At 62.7% G+C, this 19,568-nt stretch carries 16 protein-coding genes; 5 read left to right on the forward strand and 11 right to left on the reverse strand.

Features of this window, described 5'->3' with window-relative positions; translation table 11 throughout:
• Positions 1 to 22: 22 nt before the first annotated feature.
• The 4 genes from KG722_RS11595 to KG722_RS11610 all read right to left on the reverse strand — a co-directional run bounded on the left by KG722_RS11595 (position 23) and on the right by KG722_RS11610 (position 6,927).
• Positions 23 to 2,212 carry a serine/threonine-protein kinase gene (locus KG722_RS11595; protein ID WP_366910235.1) on the reverse strand — a complete coding sequence of 730 codons (2,190 nt, stop codon included), beginning with the start codon at positions 2,210 to 2,212 and terminating at the stop codon, positions 23 to 25.
• A gap of 259 nt (positions 2,213 to 2,471) precedes the next feature.
• The gene (locus KG722_RS11600) at positions 2,472 to 3,788 is read right to left on the reverse strand and encodes a DUF1302 family protein (RefSeq protein ID WP_213271949.1); all 1,317 of its coding nucleotides are present in this window, start codon (positions 3,786 to 3,788) and stop codon (positions 2,472 to 2,474) included.
• Between the two features lie 6 nt (positions 3,789 to 3,794).
• Positions 3,795 to 4,586, reverse strand: a complete 792-nt coding sequence (locus KG722_RS11605; protein ID WP_213271950.1) for an outer membrane lipoprotein-sorting protein — start codon at positions 4,584 to 4,586, stop codon at positions 3,795 to 3,797.
• Positions 4,579 to 6,927, reverse strand: a complete 2,349-nt coding sequence (locus KG722_RS11610) for an MMPL family transporter (protein ID WP_213271951.1) — start codon at positions 6,925 to 6,927, stop codon at positions 4,579 to 4,581. Before KG722_RS11610 ends, KG722_RS11605 begins: the two co-directional genes overlap by 8 nt.
• A gap of 193 nt (positions 6,928 to 7,120) precedes the next feature.
• Here KG722_RS11610 and KG722_RS11615 point away from each other — a divergent pair, with 193 nt between their 5' ends.
• Positions 7,121 to 7,678, forward strand: a complete 558-nt coding sequence (locus tag KG722_RS11615; protein ID WP_213271952.1) for an ECF-type sigma factor — start codon at positions 7,121 to 7,123, stop codon at positions 7,676 to 7,678.
• Between the two features lie 120 nt (positions 7,679 to 7,798).
• Here KG722_RS11615 and KG722_RS11620 read toward each other — a convergent pair whose 3' ends face one another.
• The 3 genes from KG722_RS11620 to KG722_RS11630 all read right to left on the reverse strand — a co-directional run bounded on the left by KG722_RS11620 (position 7,799) and on the right by KG722_RS11630 (position 10,356).
• Entirely contained in the window at positions 7,799 to 8,194 is a 396-nt protein-coding gene (locus tag KG722_RS11620; protein ID WP_213271953.1) for a hypothetical protein, read from the reverse strand.
• Positions 8,195 to 8,268: 74 nt separating this feature from the next.
• A complete protein-coding gene (locus tag KG722_RS11625) occupies positions 8,269 to 8,769 on the reverse strand; it encodes a hypothetical protein (RefSeq protein WP_213271954.1) in 501 nt (166 codons plus the stop codon).
• A 99-nt stretch (positions 8,770 to 8,868) separates the two neighbouring features.
• On the reverse strand, positions 8,869 to 10,356 hold the full coding sequence (locus KG722_RS11630; RefSeq protein WP_213271955.1) for a sensor histidine kinase: 1,488 nt from the start codon (positions 10,354 to 10,356) through the stop codon (positions 8,869 to 8,871).
• A 530-nt stretch (positions 10,357 to 10,886) separates the two neighbouring features.
• On the opposite strand from KG722_RS11630, the gene KG722_RS11635 reads away from it, so the two are divergent.
• Positions 10,887 to 11,531 carry a response regulator transcription factor gene (locus tag KG722_RS11635; RefSeq protein WP_213271956.1) on the forward strand — a complete coding sequence of 215 codons (645 nt, stop codon included), beginning with the start codon at positions 10,887 to 10,889 and terminating at the stop codon, positions 11,529 to 11,531.
• 129 nt (positions 11,532 to 11,660) lie between these two features.
• Here the strand turns inward: KG722_RS11635 and KG722_RS11640 are convergent, their stop codons facing one another.
• Complete coding sequence (locus KG722_RS11640) at positions 11,661 to 12,266, reverse strand: outer membrane beta-barrel protein (protein ID WP_213271957.1); 606 nt, start codon at positions 12,264 to 12,266, stop codon at positions 11,661 to 11,663.
• A 468-nt stretch (positions 12,267 to 12,734) separates the two neighbouring features.
• Here KG722_RS11640 and KG722_RS15480 point away from each other — a divergent pair, with 468 nt between their 5' ends.
• On the forward strand, positions 12,735 to 13,001 hold the full coding sequence (locus tag KG722_RS15480) for a TetR/AcrR family transcriptional regulator C-terminal domain-containing protein (RefSeq protein WP_213271958.1): 267 nt from the start codon (positions 12,735 to 12,737) through the stop codon (positions 12,999 to 13,001).
• On the opposite strand, the gene KG722_RS11650 is transcribed toward KG722_RS15480, so the two are convergent.
• The 3 genes from KG722_RS11650 to KG722_RS11660 form a co-directional block, all read right to left on the reverse strand.
• Positions 12,988 to 13,779, reverse strand: a complete 792-nt coding sequence (locus tag KG722_RS11650; RefSeq protein ID WP_300998472.1) for an enoyl-CoA hydratase-related protein — start codon at positions 13,777 to 13,779, stop codon at positions 12,988 to 12,990. The genes KG722_RS15480 and KG722_RS11650 overlap by 14 nt on opposite strands.
• A 5-nt stretch (positions 13,780 to 13,784) precedes the next feature.
• A complete protein-coding gene (locus KG722_RS11655) occupies positions 13,785 to 14,951 on the reverse strand; it encodes an acyl-CoA dehydrogenase (protein WP_213271960.1) in 1,167 nt (388 codons plus the stop codon).
• Positions 14,952 to 15,268: 317 nt separating this feature from the next.
• Positions 15,269 to 15,955, reverse strand: a complete 687-nt coding sequence (locus tag KG722_RS11660; RefSeq protein WP_213271961.1) for an OmpW family outer membrane protein — start codon at positions 15,953 to 15,955, stop codon at positions 15,269 to 15,271.
• A 333-nt stretch (positions 15,956 to 16,288) separates the two neighbouring features.
• Between KG722_RS11660 and selA the strand changes: the two genes are divergently transcribed.
• Both selA and selB read left to right on the forward strand, forming a co-directional pair.
• Positions 16,289 to 17,668, forward strand: a complete 1,380-nt coding sequence (gene selA, locus KG722_RS11665; protein ID WP_300998467.1) for an L-seryl-tRNA(Sec) selenium transferase — start codon at positions 16,289 to 16,291, stop codon at positions 17,666 to 17,668.
• Positions 17,665 to 19,536: a selenocysteine-specific translation elongation factor gene (selB, locus tag KG722_RS15485; protein WP_213271963.1), complete on the forward strand. Its 1,872-nt coding sequence runs from the start codon at positions 17,665 to 17,667 to the stop codon at positions 19,534 to 19,536. The genes selA and selB overlap by 4 nt, the downstream gene beginning before the upstream one ends.
• Positions 19,537 to 19,568: the final 32 nt, after the last annotated feature.

Raw genomic sequence — 19,568 nt, forward strand, 5'->3', positions numbered from 1 at the left:
TGCGGGGCGCCAGCTCCTGAGCCTACTTGAAATTCAGCCCCGGCACGCCGGACCGGACCAGCCTGTCATGGTAATACCTGCTAAGTCCGTCTGTCCTGAGCGCCTTTATATCGGGCTCAAGCAAAAGGGCATCCTGCACGTCTTCCACCGCAGCGCCGGCGCTTCGCCGGATCAGAAGATGTGCCAGTCGGATCTTTCTTTGTCGGTCATCGCCGGCGTCAGCTTCACCAATAAGGGCTGAGGCGCGCGCCAGTTCTTCCTCTGCAGCTTGTAGATTGCCTGCGGATGCATGCGCAACGGCCAGGGCCGACAGGGCGCTGATCGCATGGGTGCTTTCAGCACCGGCAAAACTCGAAAATGTCTCGTAAGCCGCCGAAAGAGCAGCCAGAGCATCCCCTGTGCGGCCTTCCGCTTCCGCAGCCAGTCCTCGAATGAGGTAGCCTCTGCCTGTTTGCAGACTAACCCCCTTCAAGGCGAAGTCTTCGGTCAGGATCAGATCTGCCAGCCTGTCGGCCTCAGAACTGTTGCTGCGAACAAAAAGCTGGAGCGAGGCCACATTGAAGCGGGAGATGTCCCTTCCGTTAGAAGCGTACTCGGGATGAAGTTCATACATCCGCAAGACCTCGCCATATGCCTCGAGGGCGCCCTCCCGATCGTCCCTGATCATTCGGAGTGATCCGAGCTGACTGAAAGCGTAAAGCCTGTCAAAGGGCGCCAGGTCGTGCGTAAGTCGCTGCTGCAGCAAATCTTCGCCCAGCAATATGTCTGCCTCATCCCGGGTCATTCGCGCGAGGCGCACGGCATAATTGACACGGTCAGTCAGGCTTGTGGCAAACCCGGTGTCAAAGCGCAGTACCAGATCTCTCATTCGCGGGATGGCTTCGTCCACACGTCCGGCATCCTGAAGCATCATTGCGTAAACTTCCTCGCCAAAGGCGATCATTTCCGGCGGACCATATCCTTCTCCCATCCAGGCATCAAAAATTGACAGGGCAGAAACATTGTCGCCACGGAAGTAAAAGTTTCGTCCGATCGCATAGCTCAGCGCAGCGGCTGTTTCGGGATTGCCCGCCCGGTTCGCGTGCGCCTCAAGCCATATGTTGTTGAGCGCGCTGCTAAGGGCTTCGGCATCTGCATTGGCCCCGAACAATCTCTGCAAGGCATCTCCGTATGCCACCTGCGCCTGCAGGAAAGTTTCAGATCTCTGAAGCTGCCATTCTGCCTGGGCCAGGGCAGAGTTTGCCCGCTTCGTCTCGCCGCGCGCTTCACTCGCAAAGTTCAGACTTGTGAAAAGACCGCCAATCAGTGCCAGAATCGCCAGGCTGCCTGCGGTGCTCGCTGCCGGATAGCGCTGCACTATTTTTCCGGCCCGGTAAGTCAGGCCGCCGGAACGAGCGAACACCGCTTGACCGTCCAGAAACCTGCGAAGCTCGCTGCCGAGCGCATCGGCAGACGGGTAGCGCGCGGAGGGGTCGGCCTTCGTTGCGCGCTCTGCTATGGCGATCAGGTCTTTGGGCGGAATGCCGGACCTGTCGACGACAATTGATGCATCATGGCGGCGCATGGCAAGGCGGCCGGAAAGCACAGTGTGCAGGACAAGCCCGATGCCGAACACGTCTGTGGCAACCGACAGCGGCTTGCCCTGCAACTGCTCCGGGGCGGCATAAGCCAGTGTCAGGGGGCCGCCGGTCTCGCTCTCCTCCATCGCAGCGGCAATGCCGAAGTCTATCAATCGTACCTGGCCGTTCTGATCCACCAGGATGTTGTCCGGCTTCAGGTCACGGTGCAGCACCAGTTTGGTATGCGCGTGATGGACTGCATCACATACTGAAGCCAGCAGTCGGACCCGTTCACGAAGGGGTCTTCCGGACGCAAACTGATCAATCGGAACACCATCGACATAGTCCATCGCCATATAGGCGAGCCCGTCGGCTGTGATACCGCCATCCAGGATGCGGGCGATGCCGGGATGCTCCATCTGTGCCAGGCGGCGGCGTTCATTGTCAAACCGGGCGGCCCGGTCCGGCCCGCCGGGTTGCATCAGCTTGATAGCAACTATCTGATCGTAGATCCCGTCATCCCGCCGCGCCCTCCACACTTCGCCCATGCCGCCGCGGCCAACCAGCGTCTCCAGCCGCCAGGGACCGATCCGGATGTCCGCGGCGCCGACATGTGCGACCGGGTCTGTCTCGCCGGTTGCGGACGTGGCCAGAAAGCCTCGTGTTCAGCCGGGTCAGCAGGGTTCGCACCTCGCCGGCATGGTCCGTGGTGGCCTCCAGAGTACTCAGATACCTGGCGCGTGCATCCGGCGGCAGTCCCTGTGCCTTTTGCGCATTCAGTATGATCTGGTCCCAGTTCAGCATCGACAAGTCCCACCCTTTCGACAGACGTGATCGAAACGCACTCTGTGATTTGCGTCAAGTATTGTTCATGGGCCCGTTCGCCGGCAGAAGAGCGCCGTGGACGAAGGGTCAGAATGTCCTTGCTACCCGTGTCCACAGTCGCGACTGGCTCTCATACTGTCCGAACAGGCCCTGCTCGCGGCCCCAGACGAGATCTGCGCCGGCTGAGATGACGAGATCATCGCTCTGGCGCCACTCAAGCCAGGGCCGGAACGCCCCGTCACCCTCGCTCAATGTGCCCAGTATCTCACCTTTCAGCCAGAACCGCTCGTTCCGGAAGGCACGTTGCAGCCTGAGCGTCGCGATTACATCCGTCTCGGGGCGGACGATGTCGGCGTCCCCTGCATCGATGTGGTCGACCCCAAGCTGCAGATTGAAAAGCACGTCACCCGGAGCACTCCAGTCGAGGCCGAGGCCGGCCAGGAAGCGGGGACGACTTTCGGAGGCAACGGGCTGCGCAGTCCTGATATTGACGGGCTGGTCGGGAATGTAGGCTGCTTCCACGCGCCATACGCGCGGCCCGTCGGCGCGGTCGAGCGTGGCACCGATCACTGCCCGCCTTGGATAGCGCAGCGCGATCGCCGGTCCCCCGGGCGTTGATGTTGCCTCAAACACAGGCTCCGTTTCCGGACCGGAAATCAGAACGAGGCTGGCTTCAGAGCGCCCGAAAGTTCGGGACGCGCGCAGGCCGAGGGTGGCATCTTTGAGGTACTCGTCCCGCGCGGCGACGGTCAGAGGCAGCGTCGCTGCCCCGCCTGGCAGGCCGGCACGAAGTCGCGGCGCAACCGGCGCGAACGCGCCTGAGGCCTGCGGCAGCTGGCTGACCGTCGGATCGAGCGCAGCGGCAGCATCTATCCGTGTGCCTGCGACCTGGGCCTGCCACCGCACGCCCCAGCGCGCCAGCCGCTGCGGGCGGATCTCACCGAACACGCCCTCCGTCCGGTTTACCGGGTCGAACCGGTCGGTCACCTGAAGTCCGTCCAGGATCCCCCAGGCAAGGCTCTGCTTGCCCAGGGTCAGCCTCTGGTCGCCTGTTCCGAATGTCACAAAGGCGCGGTCGAGTTCGATGCGGCCATCATGACCTAGTTCAACGGGACGCGACGCAGCTGAATATGTGCGGATTGAGCCGACCCCTGTTTCGTCCGGCGCTGCCACAAGCTGCGCCGATACTTCCGCTCGCCAGCCCTTTGCGCTCCTTACCTGGAACCGGGGCTGGACGCTGACGCGTGCCAGAGAGGCGCTCCCGTCCTCAAGCCGGATTGCCGCTTCCGTCTGGGCCCTGACCCGCACCGTCCCGGATACAGCCTCTGCTTCGGCGCCGGGTGAGGTGGAGAGTGCGAGGATCGCGGCGCACGCCATCGCGCATGTTGAAAAGCCAGGGTGCATCAAGGTTCACCGGATCGCCGGCGCGCCGAGCGCCAGCTGGGCCGATGTCAGGATCCGCTCTTCCAGCGAGGGCACATGCCGCATGTTTTCAAAATGGACGCGGGTCCGGTGACCTGTCTGGAGGTTGCCCACTTCAAACCGCATGGCCGTCCAGGCGCCGCCGATCAGCTCCTGCTCGAGAACCTCAACGCGCTTCAGGGGCTTTCCGGAGGTATCGTCATAATCGATCCTTACCGGAAACAGGGTTTCGGTGTTCACCAGCGCCCGGAAGCGGCTGTAACCGATCTCCCGCCCGATATCGGGCGTGCGGACATGTCCGTCCAGTCTGACGAGGCCGGTTTCGGGATCCTCTACCCCGCCCGAGAATGTCCAGTCATCGAGGCTGAAGCGGAAATTGTCCTTGATGTCGCCATAGGTCAGGTCGGTACCCATGAAATAGCTTCCCCGTTCGGAGGCTGGAAGGCGTCGCACACGCTCGGTTGCCGGAAGATACAGCCAGTTTTCACCCGTCGCGCCGGTCTTGTCATGGCTCAGGAACGCCGTATCAGCGATTGCTGCAGGCGATTTGAAGAAAATTCCGATACGGATGAAATCATCCTTGTCGGAATGGATCATAAGCGCCCGTCTGTTCCGGACAGCGCCCGAAGCCGAGGTCAGCTCGAACACCATGTCTCCGGCGCGACCTTCATTGGCCGGACGTGTGGCAATCTTCTCCGCCAGGGCGCGCGCCGGTGCTTCAGCCACGGCGATCTGGGCATTGAACAGGCACAGGCCCGCCAGAGCGATTTTTCTAAGCATTCAGCAATCTCCTTGTCCGGGTGAGGCGGGTGAGCGCAAAGGCGCTGGGAATGATAAGCAGGGCGCCTGCAAGCGACCCGAAGGCGCCGGTTGCGACAAGCAGGCCGAACCAGCGCAGCGGCGGCGCGGAACTCAGGCAGATGACGGCGAGTGCTGTCCCCAGCGCCAGCGCGGAATAGAAGCACGCCCGCCCGACCAGTCGGTAGTCGCTCTGCAAGGCCTCCTGGAGGCTGTATCCGGCTGCGAGTTTGCCGCGAAGATGCGTGATCAGGTGAATGCCAAAGTCAATGCCCAGCCCCGTGGCGATCGCTGCCGTCATTGAGGTCGCTGGTGCAATGTCTATGCCGAATACACCCATAGATGCGTATACGGACAGAACGCCGGCCGCCACAGGCAGCATCGCCAGAGCGGCAAACATCAGGCTTCTCAGCATGATCAGGGCGCACAGGAAAATCAGGATCAGGGCGAGGCCGAGTCCGCGGAAGTGGTTGTCTGCCAGCTGACTCATCCAGCCGTCATTGACGGCCACTCGTCCGCTGACGACGGCTGACAATCCGCTCTGACGCGACCATTCTGCCAGATGCGCCTCGAGTGCTTCGACGACTGGCTTCGTCAGCTGGTAGCTGTCGGTTGACAGTCTCGCGCGCACAAGCGCGTGTGTCTGCAGATAGTTGATCGTCTCCCGGAAGTCGTCCGGGGGGGCAGACGATTCGTACAGGAACATGTATTGCGCCGGGGCGCCGGAGCGGGCCGGCAGTTCGCCCGGCCCGCTGCCGGTCAGGGCCCGGTGCATGACAGAAACATATTCATCGATGCCGCTGACCGAGGAGACGTAAGGCAGGCCCGCCATGTCGCCCCGAAGCTCCTGAATGGCAGCAAGCCGGGCCGGATCCATCAACCCGCCTTCCTCGTCGGCGACCACCATCACATCGAGGAAGTTCACGCCCCCAAGCCGCTCGTTCAGGACGGCGTCCGCCTCAATGATGGCGTCTCCGGTGGCAAAGTAGCGCTTGCGCTCATAATCGAACTCAGCCTGTAGGGCGAAGACGGCGAGACCGGCAATCAAGAGCGTCGTCAGGCCGAGAGATGCGGCCGGAGATCTCAGGGCGCGGGTCGAAATGGCGCCAAGGCTGCGCTCGACCCGGTCAGTGCTCCTCTGGTCGGACGCCAGGAAGCCGGCATGTCTGGCAGGCCGCAGACCGGTCAGGACAAGAACGCAGGGCAAGGCCGTGAGGCTAAGCAGCCAGGCCGCAGCAACCCCCAGCGCCGCAAACAGGCCGAACTCGCTGATTGGCTGCATTGCCGCGCCAAAGGAGAGGCCGACGAACCCGGCAATTGTCGTGATACTGGTCAGTGTCACGGGCATCCATGTCCTGTTCAGGGCCGTCGCCGCGCATGTCCGCGCGTCCAGGAAGGGCCGAAGCTGTCGGATCCGCATATAGATCATTGAAACATGCAGGCTGTCGGCCACTGCGATGGCCATTATGACGACGGGCAGGGCGGTCGTGATCAGGTAGTATTTCGAGCCCAGCCAGCCGAGAACGCCAATGGCAACTGCTGCCGACCCCGCGATTACCAGCAGCGGCCCGAGCAGTGCCGGAAGGCTCCGCAGCGCAATAAACACAATGATCAGAACGGTGCAGACCGCCGCGGGAATGAAAACCCGCGTATCCCTGTCCACCGTGTCTGCGAGCCGGGCGTTCATCGCGGCCACACCTGCGATATGAAACGCGGCGTGGGGGGCGGTGACCTCCTCGGCTGCGATCAGCGCCTGGAGCTGTGTCATGACCGGATAGGCGTCGTTAGGGTCCTCTACCGGCACGATCAGGGTCAGGAGCCGCCGGTCGGATGATACGAGGCTGCCTGTCAGCATCGGCATATGGCTGACGCGCTCTGCGGCGATGCCGGCAGAGCGTTCGGTCAGGGCTTCTCGCGGAACGATCCAGTCCACAGCCAGATCGCCTGCCTCGCCCCAGATCGCCCGGATTGAGGCCAGGCTCCTGACCTCACCTGAGCGAACGCCGGGTATCGCGCGAACGGCCTCGTCGAGCCTCGCGAGTGTGCCGAGCGTAACCGGATCGAAGAGGTCGCGGTCAGATGTTGACGCGATCCCGACGATAATCGGGTCCTCTAGCCCGAACACTTCGCGCGCTTCGTCCCGGGCCAGCGCAAAGCGGTGATCGGCCGGTACGAAGGCATCTACCGAGGGGTCCTTCTCGACACCGCGCAGCCCCAGGCCGCATATGAAGATCACGGTCAGACATGAAAGCAGGATCAGGCGCGGTCTCGCCAGAAGCGAGTGCCAGCCTCCTTCATATAGGGTTTCAGAAGTGGTCTGCATCGCTCGTCCCCCAGGCTGGTTGTGCGCAAAGTCCCCCGACCCGCCGCTGCCTTGTCAGATGTGAATACGCAGCCCCGGGCCGGAACCGGACACGGGTCAGGCAAAAAGCTTGCAGCCGGCCTCCTGCCATCGCATCGTCGGCCAGAAAAAAAGGGACCGGCAAAGACAAGTCCGGGGGATGGAAACGGCAAAGATGGCAGATCAGGCAACCGGGCCGGGAGGCGAAAACTATAGTCCGATTGATCATCGGATCGCGGACCAGTATTTTGCCGAAAGCTATGACGCGCTGCTGCAGATCGCCCGCCAGAGGCGGCGGCGTGCAAGCGTGCAGGATACGTTCGGCACCGTCGACATCCTGCACGAGACCTATCTGCGGCTTACGACCAGGCCGGCCTGGGACTCCCGGCAGCATTTCCTCAGCACTGCGGCTCTGGCGATACGCCAGGTGATCATTGACCATGCGCGGCGCAAGGCCGCCGCCAAACGGTCCTCTGGTCTGCCGGACCTGTCGCTTGACGCAGATGAACGCCTGCTGCCCGAATTCAATGAGACACCTGAGCAGATCGTGATCATAGGGGACCTTCTCAGTCAGCTCTCAGCTGCCCATCCCAGATGGCTGAAAGTGCTCGATTGCCGTTATTTCGCGGGCATGACGGAGACCGAGACGGCGCTCGCGCTGGGCCTATCTGACCGCACCATCCGCAGGGACTGGGCCGACGTCCGCAACTGGCTTGCAGAACGCATGCGCTGAGCGGGCGCGATGCGCAAGATGAATGAAGGACGCCGGGGACTGAGGTCTTCGCTTTGACACCTCCCGGCAGCGGTATCGGGCCTTCGCCTTGCGGGTCCGGGCTGAACACAGGGCGCCGGATTACAAGCAGGTGCCCGGTTTCCCGGATCTGACCTGTTTCTGCCAGTCTGCGCCAAGCAGTTCGCGTGCTGAAAGGGCATCATCAAAAGCAGGATGTGTCTCGTCAACCATCATGACGATAACCCCCTGCCGCTTGGCCGAGAAGTTGCCTCTTGCCTGATCGCTGGTATCTGCGCCGGTCAATACAAAAAGGTCCCCGCCTCGCCGGATAACCTCAATCGCGGCGACTTTCGAGGCGATCTTCGGAGCTGCGGCGCCACCACAGATTGGCGCCGTGGTGGAAGATATCTGGAAAGTTGTCCGCGACATCTGCTGGACTGTCGAGGATGCGCAAGCGCCTACGGTCAGCAAGAGCGCGGCCAGGGCAAGGGAGGATTTCATCGTTGAGGCTTTCATGGGAGGTGTCTTTCGCAGGCGGCACTGTGAACCGGCACGGATCAGTTTCATCCTGCTGCCGGGCAGTCTGGCCGTCAGTTGTCACAGTTGCGCACGCAGACCTGTTTGGTCGATACGGTTCCGCCGCAGGTCTGGTAGCAGGTCCGGTAGCGTGCACGGCATTGATCCACGGCACTCTGATACCGGTTGCTGACCGCCCCGGTGCAATTTTCAAACGTCTGTTGCGCCTGACTTTCACACCACATCACACGCGAATTTGCATATTCAGGGGCGGACAGACCCGCGATGCATGTGTCGTATGTCCTGATTGATTCCGGTTCGCAGTGGGACTTGTCAGCAGCATTCTGCGCGTTCCCGATACACGTGTTTTCGTTTCCTTCGCAGGTGACGATACAGGTGCGCGCCTGATCGCTTGCGGGCGGGGTCAGGACAAATTGCTCGCGGTAAACCGGCTCGGTGCTGCAGGCCGACAGGAATAACAGACCTGCAAGCAGCGCCAGCCTTCCTCGCGGCCCGGCGCCGATGCGTGCGGGCGTTTTCTGCTGAATGAATGCCACCCGGTCCGTGTCTGCCATGTCCTGCTCCTTCCAATCCATTTGATGGAGAGCATCTAAGCGACAGGGTTCATCCGGATGAACGGGGGATTTCCCCCAATCGGTCCAATACCGGACACGCTAGCCGGGCGCGCGCGGGATGTTCCCGACAGAGAAGACGGAACCGCGGCCTGGCCGGGAGCGAACCGATATGGTGAGGCCGTGTTCCTCGGCCAGAGCTTTCACGACCCAGAGACCAAGGCCCTCTCCGGGCGACTCATCAGATTTCACGAACGGTTCGAAAAGCGCTTCCAGGTCCGCCTCAGAAACCCCTCTCCCGGTATCGTGAACCTCGATTGATATGGCGTTGCCGCGCCGGCGCGCGCCGACAAGGATGCGCCCCTTTTCCGTATGCTTGACAGCATTCGCGACGAGATTTGCCAAGATCCTCATGAGGATAATCGGATCTGTCTTTACCGTCAGTGTACTGCTCACTGAACTCAGCGTGGCAGACTTGAGTGCAGCCTCATCTGCAAACATCGTGACAGCGCTGTCGATCAGTTTGTTGACTGTCAGCGATGTCGGCAATGCGGTGCGTTCGGGGTGCCTGTCTGTCCGGCGAGCCTCATCAAGATCACGCTCGATGATGCTTTCAAGGTAGGACAGGCCCTTGCCGATCGCGTCATCGGGCGCATGCCGGGCAAGCGCCATGCGCAGCGACAGGAGGGGCTGTTTCAGGTCATGCGCCGTCGATACTGCCTTGCGGCGGTGATGTTCGGATAATTCCAGCGCATGGGCATGGGCTGTTTCGGCGCCGATCAGGCGGGCAGCGAGTTCGGATTTCTCCCGGAGAGATTCAAGCTCGGCCAGGGTCGCCGTGTCTCGCTCGCGCCTCAGCGCCAGCGCACGCGAGACCAGTGCGAGCGCAAAAAGCGCTGCATCCAGCGTAAAGCCGGCATGCGTGGTGGCCGCAGCGATGGGTCGGGGAACATCCAATACCTGTACCGCAACGCCGTACAGGCTGATGCTGATGAGAAAGATGCACGCCGTCAGGTAAAGCGCTGAACCTGCGTATCGGCCGCGAAACGCGATGACTGCGCCTGCGAAGTTGGCGGCGGCTGTGGCAACAATGGCGACGAGCAGAACATGCTCGGACAAGGGCGGAGGAATGATGGTCGCACACAGGCCTCCAATGACCCAACTTGCCCCCAATGCACCAAGGAGGATCTGGTCGAAACGCGGATTGGTCTCCCGCGCATTCAGGAGCGCGCGCGTCATGAAGGTGAATGCTGTCATGGCGAGGCCGCCGAACACAATACCTGAAGCATAGTTCACAAAAAGATTGTCAAATATTATGCTGTGAAGATATAAGTATGAGCTCAGAAAGTATAAATAAATGAATATGGAAAACATTCCGTAATAAAAGGCAATCCTTAAGTTCAGAATCGCTGCAAACAGAAAGACGAACACAATGATCGCGGCCCGGGCGCCAAACAGAAAGGTGTGGAAGGCGTGCTCCCGATCGTGACGGGCGAGAAAGCTCTGTGCTTCGACGAGGCGGTAGTCAGCATTGGCACGGTAGCCATACCGGAAGCTGAACCATAGTTCTGCAGTCTCGCCCGGGCTCATCGCAAAGGCCTCGCTCATCGATATCCGGTGACGGGGGATCCTTGCGTCAAATGAATTGCCGAGGACGGGTTGGCGCCAGATCAGTTGTTCGTGGCCGGTGGTTCGAACCAGATGGGCCTCCACGTCGAACAGCGAAAGCCAATTCTCCGGGATGATCCTGTAGACGAGTTCCTGGTCGGAGGGGTTTTGAACCTCGACCCTTAGCCAGACGGGGCCATACACATAGTCGGCGCTTTCGGGCGGGGCGGGCTCGACATACACCCCCTCTGCCATGAGCCTGCGAGCGTCAGCAAGGGAAACAGGGGGGCGTTGATTTATGCCGTCCGGAATGTTCAGAAGGTCCCAGTCGCGAACCAGGGTTCCCTCGGACAGGAAATCGCTGCGGGCGTCGGCGTCCAGCCGGACCGGAATTCCGGCCGAGCTTGATGGGACCGCGAAAAGGCAGCACAACAGGCACAGCATTACCTTGAGGGGCAAAGAGGCAAGCATGGGGTGCATCAGGGCTCCGGTCGGACGCAAAGGCGGCATGCATGGCTGACCTTACGGGAACAATCGGCATTGTCATCGCAGACGACCACGAAATGGTTCGCAGGGGCCTCGTCGCCCTGTTTGAAGGCATCAGCCGGACCAAGGTTGTCGGGCTTGCAGCGGACGGCCTGGAGGCCATCGCGCTTTGCCGGAAACACCGGCCAGGGCTCCTGACGCTGGATGTCGCCATGCCCTATGCGAACGGCGCTGAGGTGTTCGCCGAATGTCGCCGCTGGTCTCCGGCAACCCGGATCGCGGTGTTCACCGGATATACCTCCGTCGGCATGCTTGCTGACTGGGTCTCGGCCGGCGTGGACGGCCTGTTTCTCAAGACCTGCGGCGAAACAGAATTGCGGGCCGGACTGGAGGTCATTCTTTCGGGCCGGAAATACATCTCTACCGACATCGTAAAGCGCCTGGAAGGCGCCCCTTCGCCGCCCCAGCTGACACTGCGCGAGCGCGAAGTCCTTATGCTGATCGCCGCCGGCCTGACGACAATCCAGATCGGGGACAAGCTCACCATAAGCCACAAGACGGTCGAGAAACATCGCGCTTCCCTGTTTGAAAAGCTCGACGCGACCTCGATGGCCGCGCTTGTCACGGCCGCTTTCCGGGCGGGGCTGCTTGACCACCTGGGCGAGGCCTGAGCTTTCGCGCGGTGGTCTTGCAACGCTCTCCCGTTCTGCCCGTGCAGCACTCCTGCAAGCTGCAACTCTCTTGCCTGCAGGACAGCGCCGGAGCTCGGCGGTAAAGACACGCAGGCCTGGCGTTCAGCGTCATTTGAAGCGCACCTTGACCCCGACGAAGAGCCGGTGAATCTCCGGCTGGTAGATATCGAAGTCGCCGCCGAGAAACCCATAACCGGCTGTCAAAGAAGCCTGCCCGCTGAGCGGGTACTCAGCGCCAATGTCCGCGCTCCACATCGCGCCATTCCCGGTTAGCGCAGAACCCACGGTTCCGTCGGTTGAACCGACCTGCGCGGTGCCATATCCGGCACCCACCGCGATATAGGGCTTCAGACCTGCCCGCTCGACAACATAGATGCCGCGAAGCATCCCGCCCGTCAGGGATGTATAGACATCCAGGTCTCGGCCCGCATCGATACCGTCGAGCTGCGAGCGCATATAGACTGCCTGACCTTCGACACTGAAGCCGTTTTCCAGTTCAATGCCGGCTGCAGCGGTGAGCTGGACCCCCGGCCCAAGATCAACATTTAGGGTATCAGTCGCTCCCGTCACAGGCGCACCGAACGGGAAGAGGTCGACATCCATGCTTCCCGCGACGACCGAACCGTCGGCGCGCACATACCAGTCCTGTGCTGTTGCCGTCAGGGGCAGGTTTGCTCCGCAGACCGCAGCTGCTGCTGCCAACCAAAATTTCATGACACCTCAACCTTTCGCTCAGTGGCAGCTCAGAGAGCCACCGTCTGTGGATCAAGTTATTGGGGGGGCAGACGTTCTGGCATGGGGCAATTCCCCCAATTGCAGGACAAAGAAGGTGATCGGGCAGACAAGACACGAACCGGGCCGCTGCGCCGGGCCGTGATATGAAAACTGAGCCCCCTGCTGCCAGAAAGGTGGAGATCGGACTTCTGCCTCTGCGCCGCCTGCAGTGTTTACGTCTCATTCGGGCGAAGACCGACCAGTCCCAACGCGCTGCAGGATGGGGCCCTCTGCCGGGCCCGACACAATGGGCGCAGCGCGGTAAGCGCCACGACCCGATCATGGCCAGCCTGGCCGATGACACGTCTCGGTGATGTTCTGCCGGGTATCAGCCCGGCATGGCAACGACCGGATCGAAGTGTCTCTGAAGCTGGTGGGTCATGAGCATCGGAGCCGACCTGCTCGGAAATGTCGGAGGTCTGGAAAAAGCAGGTGGCCGTGGCCATGCGGGCGGTGCTTGCAACCGATCTCGAAGACCGGGCACGCGCAGGCGAGATAAAGATCGATGATCGGGAGACGGCCGAACCTTTATTCTTCACTCTCTTCCGGAGCCGGATGATTTTCGCGTGTCTGCCGCGTGAGGCCTCCCTGCCATCTGGCTCGGAAATCTGCGAAACTCTCGCCCCAGCGGTCAAAATCTTCCCGGCTGTATCGGCGCGCTTCAGCAGCCCCTGAAGTCCCCCGGACGGCGTTCGTTTACGGCCTTCACGCCCTCGCCGAAATCGTCCGTCTTCATCAGCCATTGCTGCTCTTTGAATTCGCGGTCCGTCGCCGCGCGGACACCCTCAGCGAGATCGGCGCGCAGTGTCTTTCGTGTCGAGCGCACAGCCAGCGGCGCGTTTTCTGCTATGGAGGCTGCGTGCGTCTGCGCTGCCGAAAGCAGGTCCTTCCGAAGGACAATTTCGTTTACCAGTCCTATACGCTGGGCTTCTGCCGCATCGATGCGCGCGCCCGTCAAAAGCATGACCTCAGCCGGGTTGCGTCCGATCAGGCGCGGTAAGGTATAGGTCAATCCAAAGCCTGGATGGAAACCCAGCTTCACGAAGTTGGCGGCAAACCTCGCCTCCGGCGCCGCGATGCGCATATCTGCAACCATCGAGAGCCCCAACCCGGCCCCGACTGCCGCGCCCTGTATCGCGGCCACGATGGGCAACTCGGTGGAAAACAGCCTTACGGCCTGTTCGTATAGCGGATTGGTGCCAGGCGCGTCGGCTTGAGCCGCGATGCCGATTTCGTCGGCGCGCCGTGTCAGGTCGGCGCCGGCGCAGAACACGTTGCCGCCTGCAGCCAGAACAACCGCTCGCGTAAGGCCATCCTTGCCGAGGGCTTCGAGCGCGTCAGCGAGATCGCGCATGAGACCGACGCTCATCGAATTGACCGGAGGCCGGTCGATGGTGACGGTCGCGACGAAGTCATCGCGCACGATATGGATATCGCCGATGCGGGTGGGCATCGCGCTCAACGCTTCAATCCCAGCAGATTTCTTGCGACCACCCATTTGTGCACTTCGGTGGGACCATCATAGATACGCATGGTGCGCAGATGGCCGGACATGAGGGAGAGGGGGATCTCCTTCGTCATGCCCATGGCGCCATGCATCTGCATGGCGTGATCCAACACTTCGTAGGCCATTTCGGTCGCATAGGCTTTCACCGATGAGATGTCGGTGCGCACGTCCGCGCCGCGATCCAGCTTCCATGCTGTTTCATATGTCATCAGCGTGGCTGCTTTGATACGCGTCCAGGCGTCAGCGATCCACCCCTGCACCGCCTGTCGGTTCGCGAGCGGCTCGCCGAACACCACGCGCTGGGGCGCATAGTCCAGCATCATGTCCAGAGCGCGTTGCGCCATGCCAATCGACCAGCTCGCCATCTGCAGGCGCCGCGTGGAGAGGCGCACCTGCATCGGCGCAAAGCCTTGTCCTTCCTGGCCCAGAAGGTTCGCTGCCGGCACGCGGCAATCTTCCAGCACCACTTCGTAAGTGAACTGGCCGCCGAGCATCGGAATGCGCCGAAGCACTTTGAAGCCGGGCGTCCCGCGATCCACCAGGAAGGCTGAGATGCCGCCGCGCGCGCCCTTCTCCTTGTCGGTCACGGCCATCAGGATGGTGAAGTCAGCCTCCTGCGCGCGGCTGATCCAGATCTTGCGGCCGTTGATGATCCATTCGTCGCCTTCACGCACTGCGCGCGTGATCATGGCGGCGGGATCAGCGCCCGCGCCCGGCTCGGAAATCCCGATGGCTGAAACCAGGCGCTTCTGAACATAAGGCGCGAGATATCGCTCACGCTGGTCCTCGTTCACCGTCGCCATAAGCATGCGCAGGTTTGGCGAGTCCGGTGGCAGGTAGTAGGGAACGCAGGTCTTCCCCATCTCAATGTTGACGCCGACCATCGCGACTGCGGGCAGGTCAGTTCCGCCCACATCCTGGGGCGCATCCAGCCCCCAAAGCCCCAGGTCGTGCGAGCGCGCATCGATACGGTCGCGCTCTTCCCGGGTCAGATAGGCGCCTTCTCCCCGGGCATCGCGTTCGAGGACCTTCTGCTCAAGCGGGATCAGGTTCTCCCGCACAAACCGCGCGACAAGGTCCTGCAACATCCTGTGTTCTTCGATGAGTTCAAAGTGCATGAATACCTCCCGCCGGTGTGTCGCCGATGCGTCGAGGATGGACTTGCAGGCAGGGGAAGTAAAGCAGCCCGGATTGCAGGTCCGACCACGTGGTTCGGGACGATTGCCGCTTCGCGCCGCCCCAATGAAGAGGGCCTGAAGCCCACCGCATGATCCTTAAAGTCTGCGGGCCGGGCCCCTGCCGGTGACTGTGCGCCCGAACCTGTCGATGCCGTGATCGAGCGGATAGAGCGGCACAATCTGGTATCAGGCGCCGTCAAATGAACGCGGCGCGGCAGCCGGGAAACTGCCGCGCCTCTCGGGTGATGCCGGCAGGATCAGAACCGGTAAGCGAGCCCGACGCTGATGACCCATGGGTCGAGTTCGTGCTCGGTCTGCAGCGCAATGGCTGACCCTGCGCGGAAGGTGGCCGTCGTGTCGATGAAGTAGCGCTTCGCGTCGAAGGAGAGGCCAAGGCCATTGTCATTGAGAGGCACGTCGACGCCGGCCTGAAGGGCAAAGCCGAATTCGTCAGACAGATCAGCCCCGGTCGCGCCCAGCGCCGCCGCATCCGCGCCGACTTCCTCATTGAAAATGTGGAAATAGGCAGGACCGGCGCCGACATAAGGTTTGAAACTGTCGAAACCGGTAAAGTGATACTTCGCCGTGACCGTTGCGGGCAGGATTATGACGTCATCGATAAGCGAGGCGCCGGCGAGGGGACCTTCCCCGTCAACTTCGTGCGGGGTCACGCAGCAGATCGTCTCTACGGAAAATTCGGGGGAAAAGAAGTATTCTGCCGCGATGGTCGGGATCACGGAATTACTGGCGCTGGTCTGCGAACCTGGCGCAAGCCCGATCAGATCGGTGTTTACCCCGGTAATCGCCGCGTCCGGCTGCACAGTGGTCAGAAAAGCCTTTAGCTGAAACCGGCCTTCGGACTCCTGTGCTGAAGCCGGACCCGCAAGGAGGGCAAAAGGCAGGATAGCTGCCGCAGCAAAAAAATACGCACGAACCTGTGTCATTGGGAACTCCTTTGGACATGACCTCTCCGGAGGAGGGTCTCGCCCGCGCCCGGCGGCTGGACGCTCCTTCCGTATGCCGATGCAAATGGGGGCCGTCTGCGGCGGCCGCATACGCCGTGAGGCCAGCCCTTGGGCCTAGGCCGCCCGGCCGATCGCGTTCAGGGGTCGTCGACGTGCAAAGGCATGAATCTGCCAGGCGGGAAGAAGGCGGCGGTTGAGGGCTGCCCGGGCGTGCGGCCGGCGAAGGGCCCGCCCCTGCGGCATACCTTGATCGGGCGCCGTCTGCGCCTAGTGTCGGGCGAGGCAGCCGAAGGGGCGCGCATGAGCAATCTCTTGAGACATCTGCCCCGGATGGACGCGCTGCTCTCCACGGGGGCCATGGTGAGGCTGCAGGCGGCGTTTTCGCGTGACGAGGTCGCCGATGCGCTGCGGACTGCTTTGCAGGAGGTTCGTGAAGCGGTGCAGGCCGGGCGCATGGACCGTCTGCCAGACTTTGAGAGCGCAGACTTTGCCAGCCGCCTGGCAGCCGGCATCGAAACGAGCCGAAGGCCGAACCTGGTGGCCGCAGTCAACGCAACCGGCATCATCATCCACACCAATCTCGGACGGGCGCGTCTGGCGCCTGAAGCGATGGCTGCCGTGCAGGCTGCGGGCGCCCATGCGTCCAACCTCGAGCTCGATCTTGCCACCGGCCGGCGCGGCTCGCGCTACACGCACGTCGAAGAACTGATCTGCCAGCTGACCGGCGCGGAGGCGGCGCTTGTGGTGAACAATTGCGCGGCGGCTGTCCTCCTCAGCCTGATGGCAACCGCTCAGGGGCGAAAGGTCATCGCGTCCCGGGGGGAACTGATCGAGATCGGGGGCTCCTTCCGCTTGCCCGATGTGATCGCCCAGAGTGGCGCGACGCTGAAGGAAGTGGGCGCCACCAACAAGACACGCGCGTCCGATTATGCGGCGGCGATCGATGCGGACACAGCGGTCCTTCTGAAGAGCCATACCAGCAATTACCAGATCGTCGGGTTCACCCATGCGCCGCTGCGCGAAGATCTTGCCGTTCTGGCGCGCGAGACCGGCACGATCTTCATGGAAGACCTGGGAAGCGGTGTCCTTGTCGATCTGGCTCCCTATGGTCTGCCCGAGGAGCCGCTGGTTTCTGATGTGCTGAAATCGGGCGTGGATGTCGTAATGTTTTCTGGCGACAAGCTTCTCGGCGGCCCCCAGTGCGGGATTATCGCGGGCCGTGCTGACATCATTTTCAGCCTGAGAAAGCATCCGCTCTGCCGCGCCGTGCGCATAGACAAGCTCTCGCTTGCAGCGTTGGAGGCAACCTTGCGCCTCTACCGGGCTCCCAATGACCCGTTCCGAAAGGTGCCGGTTCTACGCGCGATCGCGCAGTCCAAGGAGGAAATCGAAGCAAGGGCGCACCGGCTTGCCGGGTCACTCGCTGCCGCCGGCATCTCGGATGTGAAGGTCATGCCGGGCAGGGCCCGTGTCGGGGGCGGGTCACTGCCCCAGCAGACCCTTGAGAGCTATGTGGTCACCGTGACCGTGGCGCCGTTGTCGCCCGACGCACTCGCGGCGGCTCTGCGGGCCGCCCGCCCGCCTGTCATCGGGATTATCCGTGATGACCGGTTTGTGATGGATATCCGCACACTGACAGAGGAGGATCTTCCGGATATTGTCGCAGCCTTTGGCGGTCTGGCGCCCCGGTGAAGACCTGCCCTGTCATCGTGATCGGGCATGTCGACCATGGCAAGACCTCGCTGGTGCGGGCGCTGACCGGGACAGACACCGACAGGCTTCCTGAAGAAAGAGCCAGGGGGCTCTCGATCACGCCTGGTTTTGCCTTCCTGCAATGGGGCGACACGATGATCGATCTGGTCGATGCACCGGGCCACGAAAACTTCATTCCTGCCATGGTGCGCGGCGCGGCGGGCGCCCGCCGCGCAGTGCTGGTCGTCTCTGCTGCCGACGGGGTTGAAGCCCAGACGCTGGAACACATCGCGATCATCGAAACCCTGGGTATCGGTGCCGGCATCGTCGTCCTGAGCAAGGCCGACCTGGTGGAGGCGTCCGGACGGGCCGGCCGGAAGGCTGCCCTGCAGGCGGCACTTGCCGCAACCTCGTTTGGCGGGGCGCCGCTGATCTTCTGCTCGGCATTGACCGGAGAAGGGCTGGAAGATCTGGCCGCAGCGCTTGGCGGCCTCGCCGGGCTTCAGCCAGGGGAAGGACCTTCTGCTGCCTGGCTCGCCATAGACCGGGTCTTTGTTGCCGAGGGGCACGGGACGGTGGTGACCGGCACGCTGCTTGGCGGATCGCTGAGGCCCGGGGACGATCTCATGCTGTCGCCGTCCGGGCAGAGTGTCACGATCCGCCGGATCGAGGTGCGCGGGCAGACGGTATCTGCCGCGCAGGCCGGTGAGCGCACCGCGCTCAACCTGCGGGGCGTTGCCGCTTCCGCGATCAGGCCCGGGGATGTCGTTCACGCGCCGGGCGCTGTCTCAGCCTCGCTCGACATTGACGTCGCGGTGTCTGTGTCTGCTGGCGCAGGTCGCGCCGTCCGTCACATGGAGGAAGTCCGTGTGCTGTATGGAACAGGGCAGGGGGTGGCGAGGCTCCGTCTGTTTGGCAGCCGGCAGGTCAGCCCGGGCGGGACCGGCTTTGCCCGGTTGCGGTTCCCGGCGCCGGTCGCCGCCTTTGCCGGTCAGCGCGCTGTCCTGCGCAGCCTTTCGCCGGGCCGTACCCTTGGCAGCGCCATCCTCCTCGATCCGGCGGCGGCGCCTCTGGCAGCCGGGAAGGCTCTGCGGCTTGCCACATTGCAGGCTGCTGATCGCGGGGACATGCCCGCTCTGGCAGCGTCTCTCGCCGCCGAGCAGGGCGGCGCGGCGCGTCTCAGAGATGTCGCCCGTCTGGCGCGGGCACCCGAAGCGTCCGTGCAGGCCGGTCTCGGCGCCGCCTTCACGCTGATCGCAGACGGGTCTGTTTCGCCGGCCGCCGCCGTGAGCCAGGCAAAGGAGGCCTACCTCGCCCGGCTTGCTGCCTATCATGCAAGGCATAGGCTGAGACCCCGCGCGCCCGTTTCGGAGATCCGGGCGAGGCACGCCTCGCCGATGCTCAGCGCCCATGTCGAGGACAGCCTTGCCGCTGCGGGCGTGATCGGTCTGTCCGGGGGCTATGTGGCGCTTGCCGCTCATAACCCGTCCGATCACCTGACCCCCGACCAGGCGGCGCGGATGGAACGCCTTGCCGGCCAACTCCGGGCGCAGGGTCTGACGCCGCCCGGGCGCGCGGCGCTGATCGGGGCCCCGGAAGACGCCGAACTGCTTGAGCTGCTGATCGGCTCGGGCGCTGTGATCGCGCTCAATAATGTCTCGCTCAAGCAGAGGCTCTGCTTTCATGCAGAGGCGGTCTCCTCAGCCATTCAGATGCTCAGAGAGCGTTTTCCCGGCCAAACCGCATTTACGACCGGAGCGGCGCGCGAGGCCCTCAAGACAACCCGCCGGCATGTTGTACCGCTGCTGGAATATCTCGACGCGGAGGGCATTACCTCGCGGCAGGGCGACACACGGCGCATGGTCTGACATTTGACGCAGGCCCCGGCGCCGTTACTGTG

Source organism: Hyphomonas sp., from assembly GCF_018402285.1.
Lineage (GTDB): Bacteria > Pseudomonadota > Alphaproteobacteria > Caulobacterales > Hyphomonadaceae > Hyphomonas.

What these genes read in the sequence shown, in the direction of transcription:
- KG722_RS11640 (WP_213271957.1), bottom strand. Translation starts at nt 12,266, where the DNA reads ATGAAATTTTGGTTGGCAGCAGCAGCTGCGGTCTGCGGAGCAAACCTG.
- KG722_RS11610 (WP_213271951.1), bottom strand. Translation starts at nt 6,927, where the DNA reads ATGCAGACCACTTCTGAAACCCTATATGAAGGAGGCTGGCACTCGCTT.
- KG722_RS11625 (WP_213271954.1), bottom strand. Translation starts at nt 8,769, where the DNA reads ATGGCAGACACGGACCGGGTGGCATTCATTCAGCAGAAAACGCCCGCA.
- KG722_RS11655 (WP_213271960.1), bottom strand. Translation starts at nt 14,951, where the DNA reads ATGCACTTTGAACTCATCGAAGAACACAGGATGTTGCAGGACCTTGTC.
- KG722_RS11605 (WP_213271950.1), bottom strand. Translation starts at nt 4,586, where the DNA reads ATGCTTAGAAAAATCGCTCTGGCGGGCCTGTGCCTGTTCAATGCCCAG.
- KG722_RS11650 (WP_300998472.1), bottom strand. Translation starts at nt 13,779, where the DNA reads ATGCCCACCCGCATCGGCGATATCCATATCGTGCGCGATGACTTCGTC.
- KG722_RS11600 (WP_213271949.1), bottom strand. Translation starts at nt 3,788, where the DNA reads ATGCACCCTGGCTTTTCAACATGCGCGATGGCGTGCGCCGCGATCCTC.
- KG722_RS11615 (WP_213271952.1), top strand. Translation starts at nt 7,121, where the DNA reads ATGGCAGATCAGGCAACCGGGCCGGGAGGCGAAAACTATAGTCCGATT.
- KG722_RS11660 (WP_213271961.1), bottom strand. Translation starts at nt 15,955, where the DNA reads ATGACACAGGTTCGTGCGTATTTTTTTGCTGCGGCAGCTATCCTGCCT.
- KG722_RS11620 (WP_213271953.1), bottom strand. Translation starts at nt 8,194, where the DNA reads ATGAAAGCCTCAACGATGAAATCCTCCCTTGCCCTGGCCGCGCTCTTG.
- KG722_RS11635 (WP_213271956.1), top strand. Translation starts at nt 10,887, where the DNA reads ATGGCTGACCTTACGGGAACAATCGGCATTGTCATCGCAGACGACCAC.
- KG722_RS15480 (WP_213271958.1), top strand. Translation starts at nt 12,735, where the DNA reads ATGTCGGAGGTCTGGAAAAAGCAGGTGGCCGTGGCCATGCGGGCGGTG.
- KG722_RS11630 (WP_213271955.1), bottom strand. Translation starts at nt 10,356, where the DNA reads ATGAGCCCGGGCGAGACTGCAGAACTATGGTTCAGCTTCCGGTATGGC.